Origin of the sequence: Ramlibacter paludis (genome assembly GCF_022012305.1) — a bacterium.
GTDB classification, from domain to species: Bacteria; Pseudomonadota; Gammaproteobacteria; order Burkholderiales; family Burkholderiaceae_C; genus Ramlibacter; species Ramlibacter paludis.
This window is the reverse complement of the sequence record NZ_JAKLTM010000001.1, coordinates 1,200,318-1,216,682: the sequence shown is the minus strand read 5'-3', so window position 1 is coordinate 1,216,682 and position 16,365 is coordinate 1,200,318. Positions and strand designations below refer to the sequence as shown.

Here is a 16,365-nt window from a genome sequence, read left to right as displayed (position 1 = left end):
ATCAGTGGGTCGGGGCGAAGAAGATGCGCTTCTGCGCTTCCTTCAGGACGGGGCCGGGCGGCGGGGAGATGCCCCACTGGTCGACGCGGCCTGGCGGCCACTTCCAGTCCTCGGGGCCGCGCGCCTGGTAGTTCTCGTCGACCTGCTCCACTTCGGCCGTGTATTCGATGACGATGCCGAAGGGGTCGATGAAGTAGTTGAAGAGGTTGTTGCCGGGGCCATGGCGGCCGGGGCCCCACTGGATCGGGTAGCCGGCGTCCTTCATCCGGCCGCCGCCGCGCATCACCGACTCGTAGTCGGGCATGAGGAAGGCGATGTGGTTCAGCGCGTCGTTGTCCGAGATGCCGATGGCGATCGTGTGGTGGTCCGTGTCGCAGTTCATGAAGGCCATGATCCCGGTGCGGTCCGCGAGGCGGAAGCCCAGCGCTTCCGACAGGAACTTCTGCGTCTCGTCGACCGCATGGCTGTTCAGCACGACGTGCGTCAGGCGGATCGGGCGGTCCTTCTGCACGCCGCGGTCGTCCACGCGCGTGTCGCCATGCACCACCTGGAAGACGCGGCCGTGCGGGTCGCGCAGCGTCAGGCCGGTTCCGCCGGCGGGGTTCTTCGTGAGCGGCCCGATCGGCGAGATGATCGTTCCGCCGGCGCGCGGCACGGCCTCGGCCACGGCCTGCAGCGCCTCGGCGCTGCGCGCGCGCAAGGTCACCTGGCGGATCTGCGGCACCGCGCCGCCGGCATAGAGGGCCAGCAGGTGATGGTCGCTGCCGCTGCCGCGCAGGTAGATGGCGTTGTCCTTGCGGTGCACGACCTCGAGCTGCCAGGTCTCGGTGTAGAACTTCTCGGCGGCGGCGAGGTCGGGCACGTTCAGTGCCACGCTGCGCAGGCCGGCGATCCAGGGGGAGCTCATGGGTTTGCTTTCAGGCCGAGGAAGCGTTCGGCGTTGCGATGCGTGAGTTGCGCCAGCGTGGCCTCGTCGAAGCCCGCGGCCTCGATGCGCTCCACCGGCGTGCGGTCGTGGAAGTTGAACGGGTAGTCCGTGCCCACCAGCAGCTGCGTGCTGCCGAAGCTGGCCACCAGGTGGCGCAGCGTGGGCGTGTCGAACACCAGGGTGTCGTAGAACAGCTTGCCTGCCTGCTCGCGCGGCGACTGCGCCATGGAATCCTTCAGCGCGGGGAACACGTCCCAGCCCTGCTCCAGCCGCGGCAGCAGCGAAGCCAGCGTGCCGCCGCCGTGGCTGAAGGCGATGCGCAAATTGGGCCGGCGCACCGGCAGGTTGCTGGTGATGCACGACGCGGCGGCCAGCCCCACGTCGCCCGGGTAGCCGATCACCTGCTGCAGCGAGGCGGGCCCCACCAGGCGCTCCATGCCCGCGGGCCGGATCGCATGCACGAACACCGCGGCGCCCAGCGCCTCGCAGGCCTCGAAGAAGGGATCGAGCCGCGGGTCGCCGATGGCGATGCCGTTGATGTTGCTGCCGACCTCCACGCCCGGGAAGCCCAGCACCTTCACGACGTATTCGAGTTCGGCGATCGCGAGGTCCATGTCCTGCAACGGAACCGCGCCCAGGCCTGCCAGAGCGCCCCCGCTCTCGGCCACCATCCCGGCGATCTGGTCGTTCAGGTAGCGCAGCAGCTGTTGCGCGTCGGCCGGGGCCATCCAGTAGGAGAGCAGCTCCGGCATCGGCGACACCACCTGCAGCTTCAGGCCCATGGCTGGCAGGTCGGCGAGCCGCTTGCCCGTGTCCCAGCACTTGTCGGAGACGGTGCGATACACCTTGCCCGAGATCATCACGTTGCGATGGCAAGCCTGCGCCGGCGCCATGGACGGCCAGTCGCCCGGCAGCTTGCTGCCGATGTAGGCCGGGAAGTTCTCCGGAATGACGTGCGCGTGCGCGTCGATGCCGCAGGCGCAGCGCATCGTCTTCGCGTTCATTCCGGCTGGATGCCCAGGACCTTGACCGTCTTGCCCCAGCGCTCGCGCTCGCCGCGCATGAAGGTGTCGAATTCGGCCACCGTCATCTTGGGTTCGACGATGGAACCGAGCGCCAGCATGCGCTGCGCCACCTCGGGCTGCCGGAGCACCGCTTCCAGGTCGCGGTTGACGCGGGTGAGCACGTCGGCCGGCGTGCCGGCGGGCGCGAACAGGCCGTTCCAGCCCGTGTACTCGAAGCCGGCGAAGGTTTCGCCCAGCGTCGGCAGGTTGGGCAGGTCGGGCTGGCGCTGCGCGGTGCTGATCGCCAGCGGCTTCACCTGGCCGCCCTTGATGTACGCCGTGAGCGCGGCGTCCGGCAGGCACACCAGCTGCACGCGGCCGCCGATCACATCCTGCAGCGCATCGGGTGCCTTGGTGTAAGGCACGTGATTGAGCTTCACGCCGGCCATCGCGGCGACGCTGTCGGCCAGCATGCCGGAGAAGGTCTTGGGGCCTTCGGTCGCGATCGACACCGAGCCGGGTTCGGCCTTGGCCTTGGCGAGCGCCTCGGCCAGGTCCCTGGCCGGGAAGTTCGCGGCCGCCGCGATGATGAAGGGGCTGCGGCCCACCAGGCGCACCGGCGCGAAATCCTTGGCCGGGTCGTAGGGCAGCGACTTGAAGGTGAACGGGTTGGTGACCATCGCCGCGGTGGTGGCGTAGTAGAAGGTGTAGCCATCCGGCGCCGAGCGCGCCGCGGCCTGGGCGCCGATCAAGTTCTGGCCGCCGGGCTTGTTCTCGATCACGATCGCCTGGTTCCAGCTGCGCGCCAGCTGGTCGGCGACGTAGCGCGCCAGGATGTCCGGACCCGAGCCCGCGGGCTGCGACAGGATGAACTTCACCGGCCGCTGCGGCCAGCCCTGCGCGCGCAGCGCGGGAGCCAGGGGCAGCAGCGCGGCGGCGCGGACGAGGTCTCTGCGTTTCATGGGCACTTGTCTCCTTGTAATCCGACGATCGTAGGGACGGCAGCCTTATCTGAACAGGGGATGCGGTGGATACATAAAATCCACGGCATGGATATTCGCTCGGTCGACCTGAACCTGCTGGTGATCTTCGACGCCATGGCACGCTTTCGCAGCGTCAACCGCACGGCGGAGGCGGTCGGGCTGAGCCAGCCGGCGGCCAGTGCCGCGCTGGCGCGGCTGCGCGTGCTGTTCGACGATGCGCTGTTCGTCCGCACCGGCTCCCAGATGGAGCCCACGCCGCGCGCGCTGGAGCTGGCGCCCGCGGTGCATGCGGTGATCGAGGCGATCAGCACGCAGATCCTGCAGCCGGCGGCGTTCGATCCGGCCACCGCGCAGCGCAGCTTCACGATCCTGACGCCGGACATCGGCGAGGTGGCTTTCATCCCGCGCGTGCTGCGGCGGCTGCGCAAGGAGGCGCCGCAGGTGCGCCTGCGCGCCTTGGCCCTGCCCCGCCAGGCGGCTGCGGAAGCGCTGGAGTCCGGGACGGCGGAACTCGCGGTGGGCTTCTTCCCCGACCTGCAGCGCGCCGGCTTCTTCCAGCAGGCGCTGTTCAAGACTTCCTATTCCTGCATCGCCTGCGCCCGCAACAAGGCCGCCGGCCCGCGCCTGACCATGAAGCAGTTCCTGGCGGCCAAGCACGTGGTGGTGCTGCCCGACGGGCGCGAGCACATGCTCGACGCCTTCCTGGCCGAGAAGGGAATGCAGCGCGAAGTGGCGCTGGAGTTGTCGCACTTCATGAGCCTGCTGGCGATCCTGCCCGGCTCGGACCTCATCGCCACGGTGCCGGACGACATCGCCACGGTGCTGGAGCGGCACATCGCGATCCAGCGGGTGGAGCTGCCTTTCAAGCCGCCGAAGGTGGACGTGCAACAGTTCTGGCACCGGCGGATGCAGCACGACGCGGCCAACAAATGGCTGCGGGGGGTGTTCCACGAAGTGAACCGGCGGGGGGCCGGCGAGCCACTCCCGCCGTGACTTCCGGCGACACGGGAGCCCGGCGGCGGCCCACGCCAAGGATCCACGCCTGACTACAGCGCCGCCGATCCGGGCGCGCCCACACTGCGGGCATCGGACTTTCCGACTGGAGACTTCCATGACCACGCCATCGATTGCCAATGTCGGCCGCCTGCGCTCGCAGCTCACGGCGATCGACAGGAATGCCGAACTCGCGTTCGACCGCGCCTTCGACCTCCAGCAGGCGGGCGCCGCCTCGGAGCGGGTCGAAGCCGCCCTCGCAGAGATCCGTCGCCTGCAGGAGAGCGCGCGCCGCCTGCGCGAGCAACTGGGCGACCAGCCGCTGATGCATTGAGGCAAGGCGGACGCGGTCCGCGCCCATCATCCGGGCAATCCCTGATGACATGCCCCGGCCGGTGGCCTACCCTTGGTAAGACCACGGTAAGGCAGCCATCGGCTGCAGCATGTCGCAAGGGATCCCCGGAATGTCCAGAGACGAATCACGCTCCAAGCACGCGATCGCGGTGCCCCGCTGGCCGGCGATCGGCCTCGCGAACGACCACGCAGGCTTCCTGCTGAAGGGGTTCGTCAAGGAAGTCCTCTCCCAGCACTGCGACCAGATCATCGACGTCGGGGCGAACTCGGATGCCCCCGTGGACTTCCCGGACGTCACGCGCCAGGCGATCGCCCTCATCCAGCAGGGCAAGGTCCGCCGCGTCATCCTCGTCTGCGGAACCGGCGCCGGCGCCTGCATCGCCGCCAACAAGATCCCGGGCATCCGCGCCGCGGTCTGCCACGACACCTTCGTGGCGCGCCAGGCCGTGGAGCACGACGACGTCAACGTGATGTGCATCGGCGCCTGGATCATCGGCCCGCAGGTGGCACGCGACGTCATCGAGACCTTCCTCGCCGCCGAATTCAGCACGGAGGAACACTTCCGCCGGCGCGTCGAGAAGCTCGGCGAGCTGGAGCGCGAAGCCGCGCGGTCCCTGCTGCAGGGCACGAAGCAAGGCTGAGCCCGTTGCCGCGATGACCAAGCCGATCCGGATCACCCAGCAAGCCGACGCCAGCGAGGACGGCTACGAGCGCGTCATGTCCTTCCTGCGGGACGAACTGATGTCGGGCCGCCTCAAGACCGGCGACCGGCTCCTGCCGGAGCGCGACCTGGCCAGCGCCCTCGGCGTCAGCCGCCCGGTGATCCGGGAGGCACTGACGGCCCTCTCCACGCTGGGCGCGGTCGAGATCCGGCGCGGCTACGGCACGGTCGTGCGCGAGCCGGACTTCACGGCGCTGGCCGACTATTTCAGCCTGGTGCTGGCCCAGCAGGCCGGCGCGGTGGACGACGTGCTGCAGGCGCGCATCGCGATCGAAAGGCAAGCCATCCGCCTGGCCTGCACGCGCGCCCTGGCGCCGGACCTGGACCGCCTGGCGCAGGCGCTGCAGGCAATCAAGGCCACCATCGACGACCCGGCGCAAGGCGGTGCGGCCGACTTCCACTTCCACACGATGATCGTGCAGGCGGCCCATTCGCCCGCGCTGTCCAGCGTGTACGCCGCCGTCGCCAAGCTGCTGCAGGAATCCCACCAGGAACGCCGGCGGGTGATCGCCAGCGTCCCCCAGGTGGACGCCTACCTGATCGACCACCACGAGGCCTTGCTGCAGGCGATCCAGCGCAAGGACCCGGTGGAAGCGGATGCGCTGCTGACGGCGCACTTCGAAATCGGCGCGAACCTGCGCCTGGACGCCGCGCAGGCGCAGGCCCAGCGGCCCGCCGCGCGGCGCAGCCCCCAACGCGCATGACCCCCGACATCGTCGTCTTCGGCAGCATGAACATGGACCTCGTGGTCCGCGTCGCGCGCGCTCCGCGCAGCGGCGAGACGCTGCACGGCCAATCCTTCTTCACCAATCCCGGCGGCAAGGGCGCGAACCAGGCCGTGGCCTGCGCCCGCCAGGGCGCCCGCGTCGCCATGGTGGGCTGCGTGGGCGACGACGATTTCGGCCGGACCTTGCGCAATGCGCTGGCCGCGGACGGCATCGCCACAGGCAACGTGCGGACCGTCGAAGGCACCACCGGCGTGGCGGTCGTCATGGTCGACGAAGCGGGCGAGAACCGCATCACCATCATCCCCGGCGCCAACGACCTGCTGAAGGCCGAGCCCGAGGCGCTCGCGGGCAAGTACCTGCTGCTGCAATGCGAAGTGCCGATGCCCGAGGTGGTGCGCGCCGCGCAGTTCATGCGCGCGCAAGGTGCGACCGTGGTGCTGAATCCGGCGCCGGTCTGCCAGCTTCCGGACGAACTCTGGTCCCTGGTCGACATCATCGTGCTGAACGAGATCGAAGCCTCGGAGTTGGCCGGTCTGCCCGTCAGCGACCCCGCAACCGCGGCCGCGGCAGCCATCTCGATCCGCAAGCGCGGACCGTCGACTTCGATCGTCACCCTGGGCAGCCAGGGCGTTCTGGTTGCCGACGAAGCCGGCTGCCGCCACTTCCCGGCGCTGGCCGTGCAGGTCGTGGATACGACGGCCGCGGGCGACACCTTCATCGGCGCGCTCTGCGCGGCGCGGGTGGCCGGCGAATCCATGGACGACGCCGTCCTGCGGGGCATCCAGGCCGCCTCGGTCTGCGTCACGCGGGCCGGCGCCCAGTCCTCGATTCCCTACCTGGACGAACTGGGCGCAGCGTGACCTACAAGTTCGACTTCACCAGCGTCCTGGCGCAGTGGCCGCTGTTCATGCACGGCGCCTGGCTCACGCTCAAGCTGTCGATTGCCGCGACCCTGCTCGGCTTGCTGATCGGAACGCTGTGCGCCATCGGCCGCGGCAGCCACAACCGTTTCGTGGCGCGCACGTGCGCGATCTACGTCGAGGCCATCCGCAACACACCCCTGCTGGTGCAGATCTTCCTGGTGTACTTCGGGCTCGCGAGCATCGGCCTGAAGGTGCCCGCATTCGTCGCCGCCGTGCTGGCAATGGTGATCAACGTGGGCGCGTACACCACCGAGATCATGCGCGCCGGCATCGAGTCGATCCACCGCAGCCAGATCGAGGCCGCCGAGTGCCTGGCGCTCTCGCGCGCGCAGATCTACTGGCACGTGATCCTGCGCCCCGCGATGGAACGGGTGTATCCGGCGCTGACCAGCCAGTTCGTGCTGCTCATGCTGGCCACCTCCATCACCTCGCAGATCTCGGCCGAGGAGCTGACGGCCATCGCCAACCGCGTGCAGTCGGACACCTTCCGCTCCTTCGAGACCTATGCGGTGGTGGCCGTCTTCTACCTCCTGCTGTCCCTCCTGATGCGCGGCGCCTTCTGGGCCGCCGGGCAGGCGCTGTTCACGCGCCGCCGCAAGCTGGGGACGCCGCTGTGAACAACGCCTTCAACGCGAACCACTTCCAGTTCCTGCTGCAGGGCGCGGGCTGGACGCTCGTGCTTTCGCTGCTGGCATTCGTCGGCGGCGGACTGCTCGGCTTCATCGTGGCCCTGTGCCGCATCTCGCCGATCCGGGGGCTGCGCTGGCTGTCGACCGGCTACGTGCAGCTGGTCCAGGGCACGCCCTTGCTGATCCTGATGTTCCTGGCGTACTTCGGCCTCAGCATCGTCGGCCTGAGCCTGCCCGCCCTGGTGGCGGCCGGCCTCTCCATGACGATCTACGTCAGCGCCTACATCGGCGAGATCTGGCGCGGCTGCATCCAGGCCGTGCCGCGCACGCAGTGGGAAGCCGCCGAGTGCCTGGCGCTGTCCCGGGTGCAGCGCATGGGCCTCGTGGTGCTGCCGCAGGCCCTGCGCATCGCCACGCCACCCACCGTGGGCTTCATGGTGCAGATCGTCAAGAACACCTCGCTGGCCTCGGTGGTCGGCTTCGTCGAACTGGCCCGCGCCGGCCAGGTGGTGAACAACTCCATCTTCCAACCGTTCCTGGTCTACATGCTCGTTGCCGGCCTCTATTTCCTGCTTTGCTTCCCCTTGTCGTGGTGGAGCCGGCGGCTCGAACGCCGCCTGCTCGTGGCGCACCGCGTGGAGGTGGCCGCAGCATGAGCGTCATCCAGCTCGAGAACGTGCACAAGAGCTTCGGCGCGCTGAAGGTGCTCGATGGCGTGAGCTTCAGCGTGAACAAGGGCGAGGTGTTCGCCATCATCGGCCGCAGCGGCTCCGGCAAGAGCACGGCGCTGCGCTGCATCGACCGGCTGGAGCGCATCGACCAGGGCCGCATCCAGGTGTGCGGCCACGAGGTGAGCGATCCCAAGCTGGATCTGCGCCAGCTGCGGCGCGACGTCGGCATCGTCTTCCAGAGCTACAACCTCTTCCCGCACCTCACCGCCGCCGAGAACATCGCGCTCGCGCCGCGGCACAGCAAGGGCAAGACCCGCGCCGAGGCGAAGGAACTGACCGAGCGGGTGCTGGCGCAGGTCGGCCTGGCCGACAAGGCCGGCAGCTATCCGGAGCAGCTCTCGGGCGGCCAGCAGCAGCGCGTGGCCATTGCGCGTTCGCTCGCGATGGAGCCGCAGGTGATGCTGTTCGACGAGGTCACCTCGGCGCTCGACCCGCAGCTGACGGGCGAAGTCCTCAAGGTGATGGCCGACCTGGCTGCCGGCGGCATGACGATGGTGCTGGTCACCCACGAAATGGCCTTCGCGCGCAACGTCGCCGACACCACGCTTTTCATGCACAAGGGCCGCATCTGGGAACAGGGCGGGCCCGGCATGTTCGACCGGCCGCAGACGCAGGAGCTCCAGCAGTTCCTGGGCACCGGCCTTTGAGTTCCCTCACCACAACCACTGGAGACACCATGAGCCCCACGAACCTGTTCCGCCGCGTCCTGCTGCTCACTGCCCTGTCGGCGGCCTTCTTCGGCGCACAGGCCGACACGCTCGACACCATCCGCGCGGCCAAGAAGATCCGCGTGTCGATCGACCTGGCGGTGCCGCCTTCGGGCATGACCGACGCGAACATGAAGCCGACGGGCTCGGACTACGACGTGGCCGTGCTGCTGGCCAAGGACCTCGGCGTCGCCCTCGAAGTGGTGCCCACCGTCGGCGCCACCCGCATCCCGAACCTGCAGACCGGAAAGGCGGACATCATCATCTCCACGCTGGCGTGGACGCCCGAGCGCGCCAAGGTGGTCGACTACTCGATTCCGTACGCACCGCAGATCTCGCTGGTGGGCGGCGTGAAGGGCATCAACGTGAAGGGCTACGCCGACCTGGCCGGCAAGAGCGTTGCCGTCAACCGCAGCACCACGCAGGACAAGGACTTGACGGACAACGCCAAGGGCGCGACCGTGGTGCGCTATGACGACGACGCCGGCGTGATCACCGCCGTGGTGACGGGCCAGGCCGACCTGGTGGGCACGTCGAGCGCGCTGTTCAAGACCATGCAGGAAAAGGCGCCGCAGCGCCAGCTGGAGCAGAAGTTCGTGCTGCGTGTCAACGACCTGGGCATCGGCGTCCGCAAGGACGACCCGCAGCTGCTGGCGTGGATCAACGGCTGGGTGAAGGCCAACCACGCGAACGGCAAGCTCAACGAGATCTTCAAGAAGTACCACGGCTCCGAGATCCCGAAGGACGTCGTGGAGAAGTGGGTCAAGTAAAGGCAGCATGCTGTCGCTGATCGACACCCACCATCACTTCTACGATCCGCAGGCGCACTACTACCCGTGGCTGAACGATGCGGGGCAGCCCCCGCATCGCTACGGTGACCATTCGGCGCTGAAGCGGCCCTACCTGCCGGCCGACTACCGGCGCGACACGGCGGGCATCCACCTGCTGGGAAGCGTGCACGTCGAGGCGGAGTGGGACCCGAAGGATCCGGTGGGCGAGATGCGCTTCATCGCCACGCTGCGCGAGCACTGCGGCCTTCCTTCGGTGGCGGTGGGCCAGGCCTGGCTGCACCAGCCCGACGCAGCCGGCACGCTGGAACAGCTGGCCGCTTTCGATTTCGTGCGCGGCGTGCGGCAGAAGCCACGCGCCAATGCGGCACCCGGCGGCCCGCCGGGCGGCATGACGGATGCGGCCTGGCTGCAAGGCTATGCGCGGCTGCAGCCCCTGGGCCTGCACTACGAACTGCAGACGCCCTGGTGGCATTTGCACGAAGCCGCGCGCGTGGCCGCCGACTTCCCCGACACGCCCATCGTCATCAACCACGCGGGTGTACCGTCGGACCGCAGCGAGGAAGGCTTGCGGGCCTGGCGAAGCGCGCTGGCGCAGATGGCGGCGCAGCCGAACGTCGCGATCAAGATCAGCGGGATCGGCGAGGCGGGTTACCAGTGGCGGCGCGACGCCAACCGGCGCGTGGTGCTGGAGGTGATCGAACTGTTCGGCGTGGGCCGCTGCATGTTCGGCAGCAACTACCCGGTGGACAGCCTGTGCGCGTCGTACACGGACATCTTCGAAGCGTTCGCTGGCTACGTCGCTGATTTCAGTGAACGGGAGCGGGCGCAACTGTTCGTGGAGAACGCGCGGCGGGTCTATCGGATCGCGGCGTAGCGGCAAGGATGTCAGCCCCGCGATAATCCGGGAAAACGGAGAAGACGGAGAGGACGACGATGCCCGCAGTTCACGCATCAGGGAAGGCGCTCGCCCGCTGGGCGCACCTTGCCTTCATCACGGTGTTCCTTGCCTGGTCCCAGCCGACCTGGTCGCAAACCACCCCGATCCCGCTCAACGATTTTCTCGTGCCGCCGCGGATTTCCTCGATGACGCTCTCGCCGGACGGCAAATGGGTGGCCGGGATCGGACAGGCAGGTGCGCAGACGGCGGCGTTCCTGCTGGAACTGAGCACGTCGCGCCCAGTCGCGCTGGCGCGATGGCAACGCGATTCGAGCTACCTCTACGGCGTTTGGCCGGTGGCCGTGCATTGGATCGGCAACGATCTGCTTGCCGTCGACTATTCCAACAACGAGTCGGTCTCCGTCGATCTCACCGGCAAGCGCGTGGCCGCCCTCGGCGAACGGTTCATCCGGCGCATGCTTGAGAAAGGGGCGTCGTCCGACTGGGTGCTGGCCTACCGCGACGTCGAGGACGGTGACATCGACGCCGTGAACGCGCGCACCGGCGAGCGCCGCAAGTACCGCCTCTCGCTGCCTGGCAAGTTGCTGTCGTGGGCATTCGACGCGTCGGGCGCGTTGCGCGCAGTGACGACGATGGACACGGCCTTCTGGGCCGAGAAGACGGAGGTCAGCAACTGGTATCGGACCAGCGAAGACGCGCCGTGGCAATTGCTCGAGGAAACCCCGGTCACCGGCGACTACTGGGTCCCGATGCGGGTCCTTCCCGAGCCTGACACGTTGGCGGTCTACTCGCGTCACGGACGCGATACCTACGCCGTGTTTCGCTATGACGCCGCCAAGCGCCAGCATGTCGAGGTGATGGCCGGCCACCCGACCGAAGACATCGTCGGCGTGACGGGGCTCGACCAGCCGAACTTCGACAAGGTGGTGACCGCGGGCATCAAGCCGCAAATCACGTGGTTCGAACAACGATGGGCTGCGCTTCAAGCCTCCGTGGACGCGGCGCTTCCCGGCCGCATCAATGTGCTGGAAGGCGACAAGAACGGACTCGTCCTGATCATGTCCTACGGGGACGTCGACCCGGGTCACTGGTATTTGCTCGATACCAAGACCTCAAAAATGCGCGAGCTCGGAGCGGCGCGGCCGAACATCGATCCGAAGCGAATGCGTCCGATGGAGACCGTGAGCTACAAGGCGCGCGACGGAATGATCGTCCAGGGTTACCTCACGCGGCCCGCGCAAGCCGGCGACAAACCGGCGCCCACCGTGGTGCTGATCCACGGCGGGCCGCAGCTGCGAGATCGCTGGATGTGGAACGACGAGGTGCAATTGCTTGCAAGCCGCGGCTACGCGGTCTTCCAGCCGCAGTTCCGCGGCTCGGCGGGGTTCGGGCGCCGCTTCGAGGAAGCGGGCTATCGGCAATGGGGCCGGGCCATGCAGGACGACATCACGGACGGCGTCGATTACCTGGTCACAGGGAAGGTGAGCGACCCCCAGCGCATCTGCATCTCGGGCGCAAGCTATGGCGGATACGCGGCCTTGTGGGGCGTGATCAAGACCCCGGGGCTGTACAAATGCGGCATCAGCTTTGCCGGCGTGAGTGACCTGGGCGAGATGCTCGGCCACAGCATCTTCGACGACTCGACGGCCGCGTCGCGCGAGTTGATGCGCGCGCACATCGGGGATGCCGCGCAAGCACGCCGCGAACTCGATGAGGTGTCGCCGGTCAGGCATGCCGCGCAGGTTCAAGTCCCCTTGCTGATCGCGCACGGTGAGGAGGACACGCGCGTCTTCTCGTCGCAGAGCAAAAACATGGTCAAGGCGCTGAAGGCCCAGGGCAAGTCGGTCGAATGGATGCCGATGGAGAAAGTGGGCCACGGCTTCTTCTGGGTCCGCGACGAGGCCCGCTACCTCACTGCGGTTCTGAATTTCCTGGATCGCCACATCGGGGACGGCAAGCAAGCCGCAGACGATGCCAAATCGAAATTGGCGGAACCGCCCGAGGCGAAGTCGAAGATCGAGTGAGAGGCTGAGAACTGCAGCTGCCCGCGCCGGGCGCCGCGGCTTGAACGAAACGGCCGCGACTCCAGCCGCTTCCTTCAAGTCCGCCAGGCGTGGAGAGCGAAGAATTCGAATCTTCCCAACCCACCCTGGAGATTCGCAATGACTTCCTTCCCGACCCCCGCCGCCCTGGCCACCAACGACGACTGGGCGCAATGCGCCGCCTGTGCTTGCGGCTGCGCTTCCTGCACGTGCGTGGACTGCGGCCCGCAATGCGCGGCGGCCCGCCCCGAGACGCAAGCCGGCTGCACGTGCGCTGCGCCTTGCGCGTGCGCTGCCTGCAACTGCGCCTGATGCCGTCCGGCGAACTCGCCATGGATGCCATCCAAGTCCTGGTCGCCGCCGTTGCCATCGGCATCGCCGCCACCGCGGTGATGGACCTGTGGCTGCTGGCCCTTGCGCGCCTTGGCGTCCCCACCACCGACTGGCGGCTGGTCGGCCGCTGGGTCGCCGCCATGCGGCACGGGCGTTTCGCCCACGCGTCGGTCGCGCAGGCGCCGGCCGTCCGCTTCGAGCACGCACTGGGCTGGCTGACCCATTACGCGGTCGGCATCGCCTACGCCGTGCTGCTCGTCGCGTTCGCGGGAGCGCGCTGGCTCGCGCAGCCGGCGGTGCTGCCGGCCCTGGCCTTCGGGCTCGCGACCGTCGTGATGCCGCTGTTCGTCATGCAGCCCGCGATGGGCGCCGGCTTCGCCGCCGCGAAGACGGCCACGCCCTGGCGCAACCGCATGCGCGCGCTGGCGAACCACGGCGTGTTCGGGCTCGGCCTGTACCTGGGTGCAGCGGCCCTCGCCGCCACCGCCGTTCAGGCCACCTGATGGGCGCGCACGCTTTCGCTCAAGGGGCCGCTCATGCGCAGCACCGAAGGCGGCAGGCCGAACATGGTGCGCGCCGTCCGCGACAGGTGCGCGGAGTCGGCGAAGCCCGCCCCATGCGCTGCGCCGGAGAGCGTCTCGCCCGCCATGAGGAGCGTCCAGACGTGCAGCAGCCGGCGCCAGACGAGGTAGGTGCGCAAGGGCATCCCCGTTTCCTCGACGAAGAGATGGCGGAAGCGCTCCGGCGACAGGTGCGCAGCGCTCGCCACTTCCGGCAGCGAAACGGGCTGGTCCACCCGCTGGCGGATGTACTCGATGGCGGCGAGCACGCGGGCATCCGTGGGTTCGCGGTGCACCGTGCCGGAGAGGTCGCGGACCAGCTGCTGGCAGACGGCGCGCACCGCGTCGTAGTTCGCCTGCTCGCGCCAGGCCTCGTGCAGGCGACGGCCCGCCGGCGCCACCGCATCGGCATCCAGCAACTCCAGCCGCCCCTGCAGCCGTGCGGCCAGCGCGCGGCCTTGCGGTGTCTCGGGCTCGACGAAGAGCACCGCGCTCATCTCGCAGGCGTTGACGTCGATGGTGTGCGTCGCCTTCGAGGGGACGAGCGCCGCGGCGCAGGACTGCCATTCGCCATGCCGCCCGAACTGCACGCGCAAGCCGGAGGGGATGCCGATCACCAGCTGGATCGCGTAGTGCGAATGCGGAGCGGGCGCCGGACCGCGGCCGGCGCCGAGGAAGCCGCACACGCCCTGCCAGGCGACGAAGTCGCCCCGGTAGTGGCTTGCGGTCGGCTGGTCCATGCGCGCGTGTCTCCGCGAGCGAGTGTATGCCCGCGCGCGGCGGAGGAAAAGTGCCGGTGAAGCCGCACTCTGCGCACCTTCCAAGGCACGTGGCCGTCGTCGGGGCCGCGGGCGGCCTCGGCCAGGGCATCCTCGGCGTGTGCCGCGCGCTGGGCGTGCGCTTCACCGCCATCGTGCGTTCCCGGCCGGAACGCGTGACTGCGGTGCCGGCCGGCTCGCGCGTCGCCGTGGTCCCGTCGCTCGCCGATGCGGACGCGCTGGCCGACGCGCTGTTCGGCGTGGATGCGGTGCTGACGGCCACCGGCGTGACGGCGACCTCGCAGGACCGCTCGGCCCTGCTCTCGGCGAACATGGACGCCGTGGAAGACGCCATGCTGCTCTCCGGCGTGGACCGCATCGTGCTCGTGAACACCTTGCTGGCCGCCCGCCCGGGTCAGGCCGCAAGCCGCGCCATGCGCTTCTTCGGATCCTTCCCCGGGACGATGGGGCGCGGCGCGCGCGAACAGCAGGCCGTCGTCGACGCGCTGAGACAAGGAACCTTCTCGTCCCTGCGCTGGACGCTCGTGCGCGCCGCGACCGGCGCGCGCGGCAGGCAGGAACCGCCCGTGGCGTGCGTCGACTGGGGCGGCTCGCTCAACTCCTGGTGGCCGGTGGCGTACGAGTCGCTGGGACGGTGGATGCTGGAGGAGGCCGCTGGGAACCGGTTCGTGGGGGAGGCGCCGCTTGTTTCGTGGGGTAGGTGACGGCGCGCTCCGGGCAGGTGCGGGTCCCGAGCGCGGCGCTATGCCAGCAGCTGCAGCAACGCCTTGGCCGCGGCCGCCGACGACGCCGGATTCTGCCCCGTGACGAGCAACCCATCCGTCACCACATGCGACTGCCAATCGGCACCCTTGCTGTAGTTGCCGCCCGCGGATTTCAGCATGTCCTCGACCAGGAACGGAACCACCTGGGTCAAGCCAGCCGCATCCTCCTCGGTGTTGGTGAAGCCCGTCACCTCCTTGCCCTTCACCAACGGCGTTCCATCGGATGCCTTCACATCGCGCAGCACGCCCGGTGCATGACAGACCGCCGCGACGGGCTTGCCCGAAGCGATCGTCGATTCGATCAAGGCCTGGGAGTCGACGCTCTGCGCGAGGTCCCACAGCGGGCCGTGCCCGCCGGGATAGAACACCGCGTCGAACTCCTCGCCACGCACGGACGCCAGCTGCTTCGTCGTGGCCAGGGCTTGCATGGCTTCCTTGTCGGCGCGAAACCGGCGGGTAGCGTCGGTCTGGGCTCCGGGCTCGTCGCTCTTCGGATCGATCGGAGCCTGGCCGCCCTTGGGGGATGCGAGCGTGATGTCGGCGCCCGCGTCCTTGAAGACGTAATACGGCGCGGCCAGCTCTTCGAGCCAGAAGCCCGTTTTCTTGCCGGTGTCGCCCAGCCGGTCGTGGGAAGTCAGCACCATGAGAATCTTCATGCGCATTCCTTTCTGATTGCAAACAAAGATTCTAAGAATCGAAACCAGGATGAGCTTGTAGGAAGTTGACTCTGTGCGCCGGGCCGGGAGCGGACTTTTGCTCGGTCGTGAGTGGGGGGGAACGTCCTTTGGCTACTGGTCCCGGCGGGCGGCAAGAACGACTGCTTTGCAGCGATGGCGGTCGGTCGTCGATGGGCGCCGAGTTCAAAGACTAGGCTCTAGTGCAGTCATTGAGCACCCCGACGTCAATAGCACGACGCGAGCGAGGGATCGAAGGCAGACGTCCAACGGTCAATGCGTTCGAGGTGCCAAGGCCTTCCTCGTCCACCTCGGGGGGCCCGCGGTCCGGGTGCTAGTGCTGATCATCTAGCCCGGTATGCTCTCGGGTCGTGATACCCATCGATTCCTCCTTCCTTGCCATGTGGGGCGCAGGTCTCTCAACGCTCTTGGCAGCCGTAAAGCTTTGGGAGCTGTGGCGAGACCGATTCCAGGTAGACATAAGCTACAAGTTCAGTGGCAGTAAAGAGATCGGGAACCAGATCCAGATCAGGAACCTCGGTACGCGGCCTTTCATCCTCGCTCACTGGGAGCTCCTAGATGGGACCAGTCGCTGGCCATTCATGAGGCGGAACGAAATACATAGTGCCGACTTCGACTCAGAAGACGTGAAACTGGACTCGCACTCCACACATCGCCTTACTTTCGCCGAGGAAGACCACTTCGACTGGGGCGTCGGGCACTTCTTGTGGCTCCGTCTGCACATCGCCGGGCGCCGACCGAGGATGATTCGAGTCTATCCTTAGCTGCGAAGTCTTCTGTGGTCGGCGTAGTCAGACCACGA

General features: G+C 68.3%; 18 protein-coding genes. 13 read left to right on the top strand and 5 right to left on the bottom strand.

The annotated features are described in order from the left end of the window. Position 1: 1 nt before the first annotated feature. From LZ009_RS06270 to LZ009_RS06260, 3 genes are read right to left on the bottom strand one after another with little or no spacing between them, the layout of a single operon-like run. Positions 2–907, bottom strand: a complete 906-nt coding sequence (locus LZ009_RS06270; protein WP_275697006.1) for a VOC family protein — start codon at positions 905–907, stop codon at positions 2–4. Next, a complete protein-coding gene (locus LZ009_RS06265; RefSeq protein ID WP_275697005.1) occupies positions 904–1,932 on the bottom strand; it encodes an amidohydrolase family protein in 1,029 nt (342 codons plus the stop codon). The genes LZ009_RS06270 and LZ009_RS06265 overlap by 4 nt, the downstream gene beginning before the upstream one ends. Beyond that, positions 1,929–2,894: a Bug family tripartite tricarboxylate transporter substrate binding protein gene (locus tag LZ009_RS06260; RefSeq protein WP_275697004.1), complete on the bottom strand. Its 966-nt coding sequence runs from the start codon at positions 2,892–2,894 to the stop codon at positions 1,929–1,931. The genes LZ009_RS06265 and LZ009_RS06260 overlap by 4 nt, the downstream gene beginning before the upstream one ends. An 87-nt stretch (positions 2,895–2,981) precedes the next feature. Between LZ009_RS06260 and LZ009_RS06255 the strand changes: the two genes are divergently transcribed. The 12 genes from LZ009_RS06255 (at position 2,982) to LZ009_RS06200 (ending at position 13,268) form a co-directional block, all read left to right on the top strand. Continuing rightward, positions 2,982–3,908 carry a LysR family transcriptional regulator gene (locus LZ009_RS06255; RefSeq protein ID WP_275697003.1) on the top strand — a complete coding sequence of 309 codons (927 nt, stop codon included), beginning with the start codon at positions 2,982–2,984 and terminating at the stop codon, positions 3,906–3,908. Between the two features lie 118 nt (positions 3,909–4,026). Beyond that, positions 4,027–4,242, top strand: a complete 216-nt coding sequence (locus tag LZ009_RS06250) for a hypothetical protein (RefSeq protein WP_275697002.1) — start codon at positions 4,027–4,029, stop codon at positions 4,240–4,242. Between the two features lie 130 nt (positions 4,243–4,372). Further along, the gene (locus LZ009_RS06245; RefSeq protein WP_275697001.1) at positions 4,373–4,903 is read left to right on the top strand and encodes an RpiB/LacA/LacB family sugar-phosphate isomerase; all 531 of its coding nucleotides are present in this window, start codon (positions 4,373–4,375) and stop codon (positions 4,901–4,903) included. Between the two features lie 13 nt (positions 4,904–4,916). Then, complete coding sequence (locus LZ009_RS06240; protein ID WP_275697000.1) at positions 4,917–5,687, top strand: FadR/GntR family transcriptional regulator; 771 nt, start codon at positions 4,917–4,919, stop codon at positions 5,685–5,687. Continuing rightward, positions 5,684–6,571 carry a ribokinase gene (rbsK, locus tag LZ009_RS06235; RefSeq protein WP_275696999.1) on the top strand — a complete coding sequence of 296 codons (888 nt, stop codon included), beginning with the start codon at positions 5,684–5,686 and terminating at the stop codon, positions 6,569–6,571. The genes LZ009_RS06240 and rbsK overlap by 4 nt, the downstream gene beginning before the upstream one ends. Then, positions 6,568–7,251, top strand: a complete 684-nt coding sequence (locus tag LZ009_RS06230) for an amino acid ABC transporter permease (RefSeq protein ID WP_275696998.1) — start codon at positions 6,568–6,570, stop codon at positions 7,249–7,251. Before rbsK ends, LZ009_RS06230 begins: the two co-directional genes overlap by 4 nt. Further along, on the top strand, positions 7,248–7,919 hold the full coding sequence (locus tag LZ009_RS06225; protein WP_275696997.1) for an amino acid ABC transporter permease: 672 nt from the start codon (positions 7,248–7,250) through the stop codon (positions 7,917–7,919). Before LZ009_RS06230 ends, LZ009_RS06225 begins: the two co-directional genes overlap by 4 nt. Beyond that, the gene (locus LZ009_RS06220; RefSeq protein WP_275696996.1) at positions 7,916–8,641 is read left to right on the top strand and encodes an amino acid ABC transporter ATP-binding protein; all 726 of its coding nucleotides are present in this window, start codon (positions 7,916–7,918) and stop codon (positions 8,639–8,641) included. The genes LZ009_RS06225 and LZ009_RS06220 overlap by 4 nt, the downstream gene beginning before the upstream one ends. Positions 8,642–8,670: 29 nt before the next feature. Continuing rightward, positions 8,671–9,471 (top strand): transporter substrate-binding domain-containing protein, encoded by an 801-nt coding sequence (locus tag LZ009_RS06215; RefSeq protein WP_275696995.1) that lies wholly within the window; start codon positions 8,671–8,673, stop codon positions 9,469–9,471. A gap of 7 nt (positions 9,472–9,478) precedes the next feature. Further along, the gene (locus LZ009_RS06210; protein WP_275696994.1) at positions 9,479–10,366 is read left to right on the top strand and encodes an amidohydrolase family protein; all 888 of its coding nucleotides are present in this window, start codon (positions 9,479–9,481) and stop codon (positions 10,364–10,366) included. Between the two features lie 59 nt (positions 10,367–10,425). After that, positions 10,426–12,414, top strand: coding sequence for an alpha/beta hydrolase family protein (locus tag LZ009_RS06205; protein WP_275696993.1), 1,989 nt, complete (start codon positions 10,426–10,428; stop codon positions 12,412–12,414). A gap of 350 nt (positions 12,415–12,764) precedes the next feature. After that, positions 12,765–13,268 (top strand): DUF2938 family protein, encoded by a 504-nt coding sequence (locus tag LZ009_RS06200; RefSeq protein ID WP_275697126.1) that lies wholly within the window; start codon positions 12,765–12,767, stop codon positions 13,266–13,268. Here LZ009_RS06200 and LZ009_RS06195 read toward each other — a convergent pair. Beyond that, on the bottom strand, positions 13,256–14,065 hold the full coding sequence (locus LZ009_RS06195) for a helix-turn-helix domain-containing protein (RefSeq protein WP_275696992.1): 810 nt from the start codon (positions 14,063–14,065) through the stop codon (positions 13,256–13,258). The genes LZ009_RS06200 and LZ009_RS06195 overlap by 13 nt on opposite strands. 56 nt (positions 14,066–14,121) lie before the next feature. Here LZ009_RS06195 and LZ009_RS06190 point away from each other — a divergent pair, with 56 nt between their 5' ends. After that, positions 14,122–14,808 carry an NAD(P)H-binding protein gene (locus tag LZ009_RS06190; RefSeq protein WP_275696991.1) on the top strand — a complete coding sequence of 229 codons (687 nt, stop codon included), beginning with the start codon at positions 14,122–14,124 and terminating at the stop codon, positions 14,806–14,808. 38 nt (positions 14,809–14,846) lie between these two features. Here LZ009_RS06190 and LZ009_RS06185 read toward each other — a convergent pair whose 3' ends face one another. Then, entirely contained in the window at positions 14,847–15,524 is a 678-nt protein-coding gene (locus LZ009_RS06185; protein WP_275696990.1) for a type 1 glutamine amidotransferase domain-containing protein, read from the bottom strand. Between the last annotated feature and the right edge of the window lie 841 nt (positions 15,525–16,365).

Excerpts from the sequence above, each read along its gene's own strand:
- LZ009_RS06270 (WP_275697006.1), bottom strand. The coding sequence starts at position 907 with ATGAGCTCCCCCTGGATCGCCGGCCTGCGCAGCGTGGCACTGAACGTG.
- LZ009_RS06265 (WP_275697005.1), bottom strand. The coding sequence starts at position 1,932 with ATGAACGCGAAGACGATGCGCTGCGCCTGCGGCATCGACGCGCACGCG.
- LZ009_RS06260 (WP_275697004.1), bottom strand. The coding sequence starts at position 2,894 with ATGAAACGCAGAGACCTCGTCCGCGCCGCCGCGCTGCTGCCCCTGGCT.
- LZ009_RS06255 (WP_275697003.1), top strand. The coding sequence starts at position 2,982 with ATGGATATTCGCTCGGTCGACCTGAACCTGCTGGTGATCTTCGACGCC.
- LZ009_RS06250 (WP_275697002.1), top strand. The coding sequence starts at position 4,027 with ATGACCACGCCATCGATTGCCAATGTCGGCCGCCTGCGCTCGCAGCTC.
- LZ009_RS06245 (WP_275697001.1), top strand. The coding sequence starts at position 4,373 with ATGTCCAGAGACGAATCACGCTCCAAGCACGCGATCGCGGTGCCCCGC.
- LZ009_RS06240 (WP_275697000.1), top strand. The coding sequence starts at position 4,917 with ATGACCAAGCCGATCCGGATCACCCAGCAAGCCGACGCCAGCGAGGAC.
- rbsK (WP_275696999.1), top strand. The coding sequence starts at position 5,684 with ATGACCCCCGACATCGTCGTCTTCGGCAGCATGAACATGGACCTCGTG.
- LZ009_RS06220 (WP_275696996.1), top strand. The coding sequence starts at position 7,916 with ATGAGCGTCATCCAGCTCGAGAACGTGCACAAGAGCTTCGGCGCGCTG.
- LZ009_RS06215 (WP_275696995.1), top strand. The coding sequence starts at position 8,671 with ATGAGCCCCACGAACCTGTTCCGCCGCGTCCTGCTGCTCACTGCCCTG.
- LZ009_RS06210 (WP_275696994.1), top strand. The coding sequence starts at position 9,479 with ATGCTGTCGCTGATCGACACCCACCATCACTTCTACGATCCGCAGGCG.
- LZ009_RS06205 (WP_275696993.1), top strand. The coding sequence starts at position 10,426 with ATGCCCGCAGTTCACGCATCAGGGAAGGCGCTCGCCCGCTGGGCGCAC.
- LZ009_RS06200 (WP_275697126.1), top strand. The coding sequence starts at position 12,765 with ATGGATGCCATCCAAGTCCTGGTCGCCGCCGTTGCCATCGGCATCGCC.
- LZ009_RS06195 (WP_275696992.1), bottom strand. The coding sequence starts at position 14,065 with ATGGACCAGCCGACCGCAAGCCACTACCGGGGCGACTTCGTCGCCTGG.
- LZ009_RS06185 (WP_275696990.1), bottom strand. The coding sequence starts at position 15,524 with ATGAAGATTCTCATGGTGCTGACTTCCCACGACCGGCTGGGCGACACC.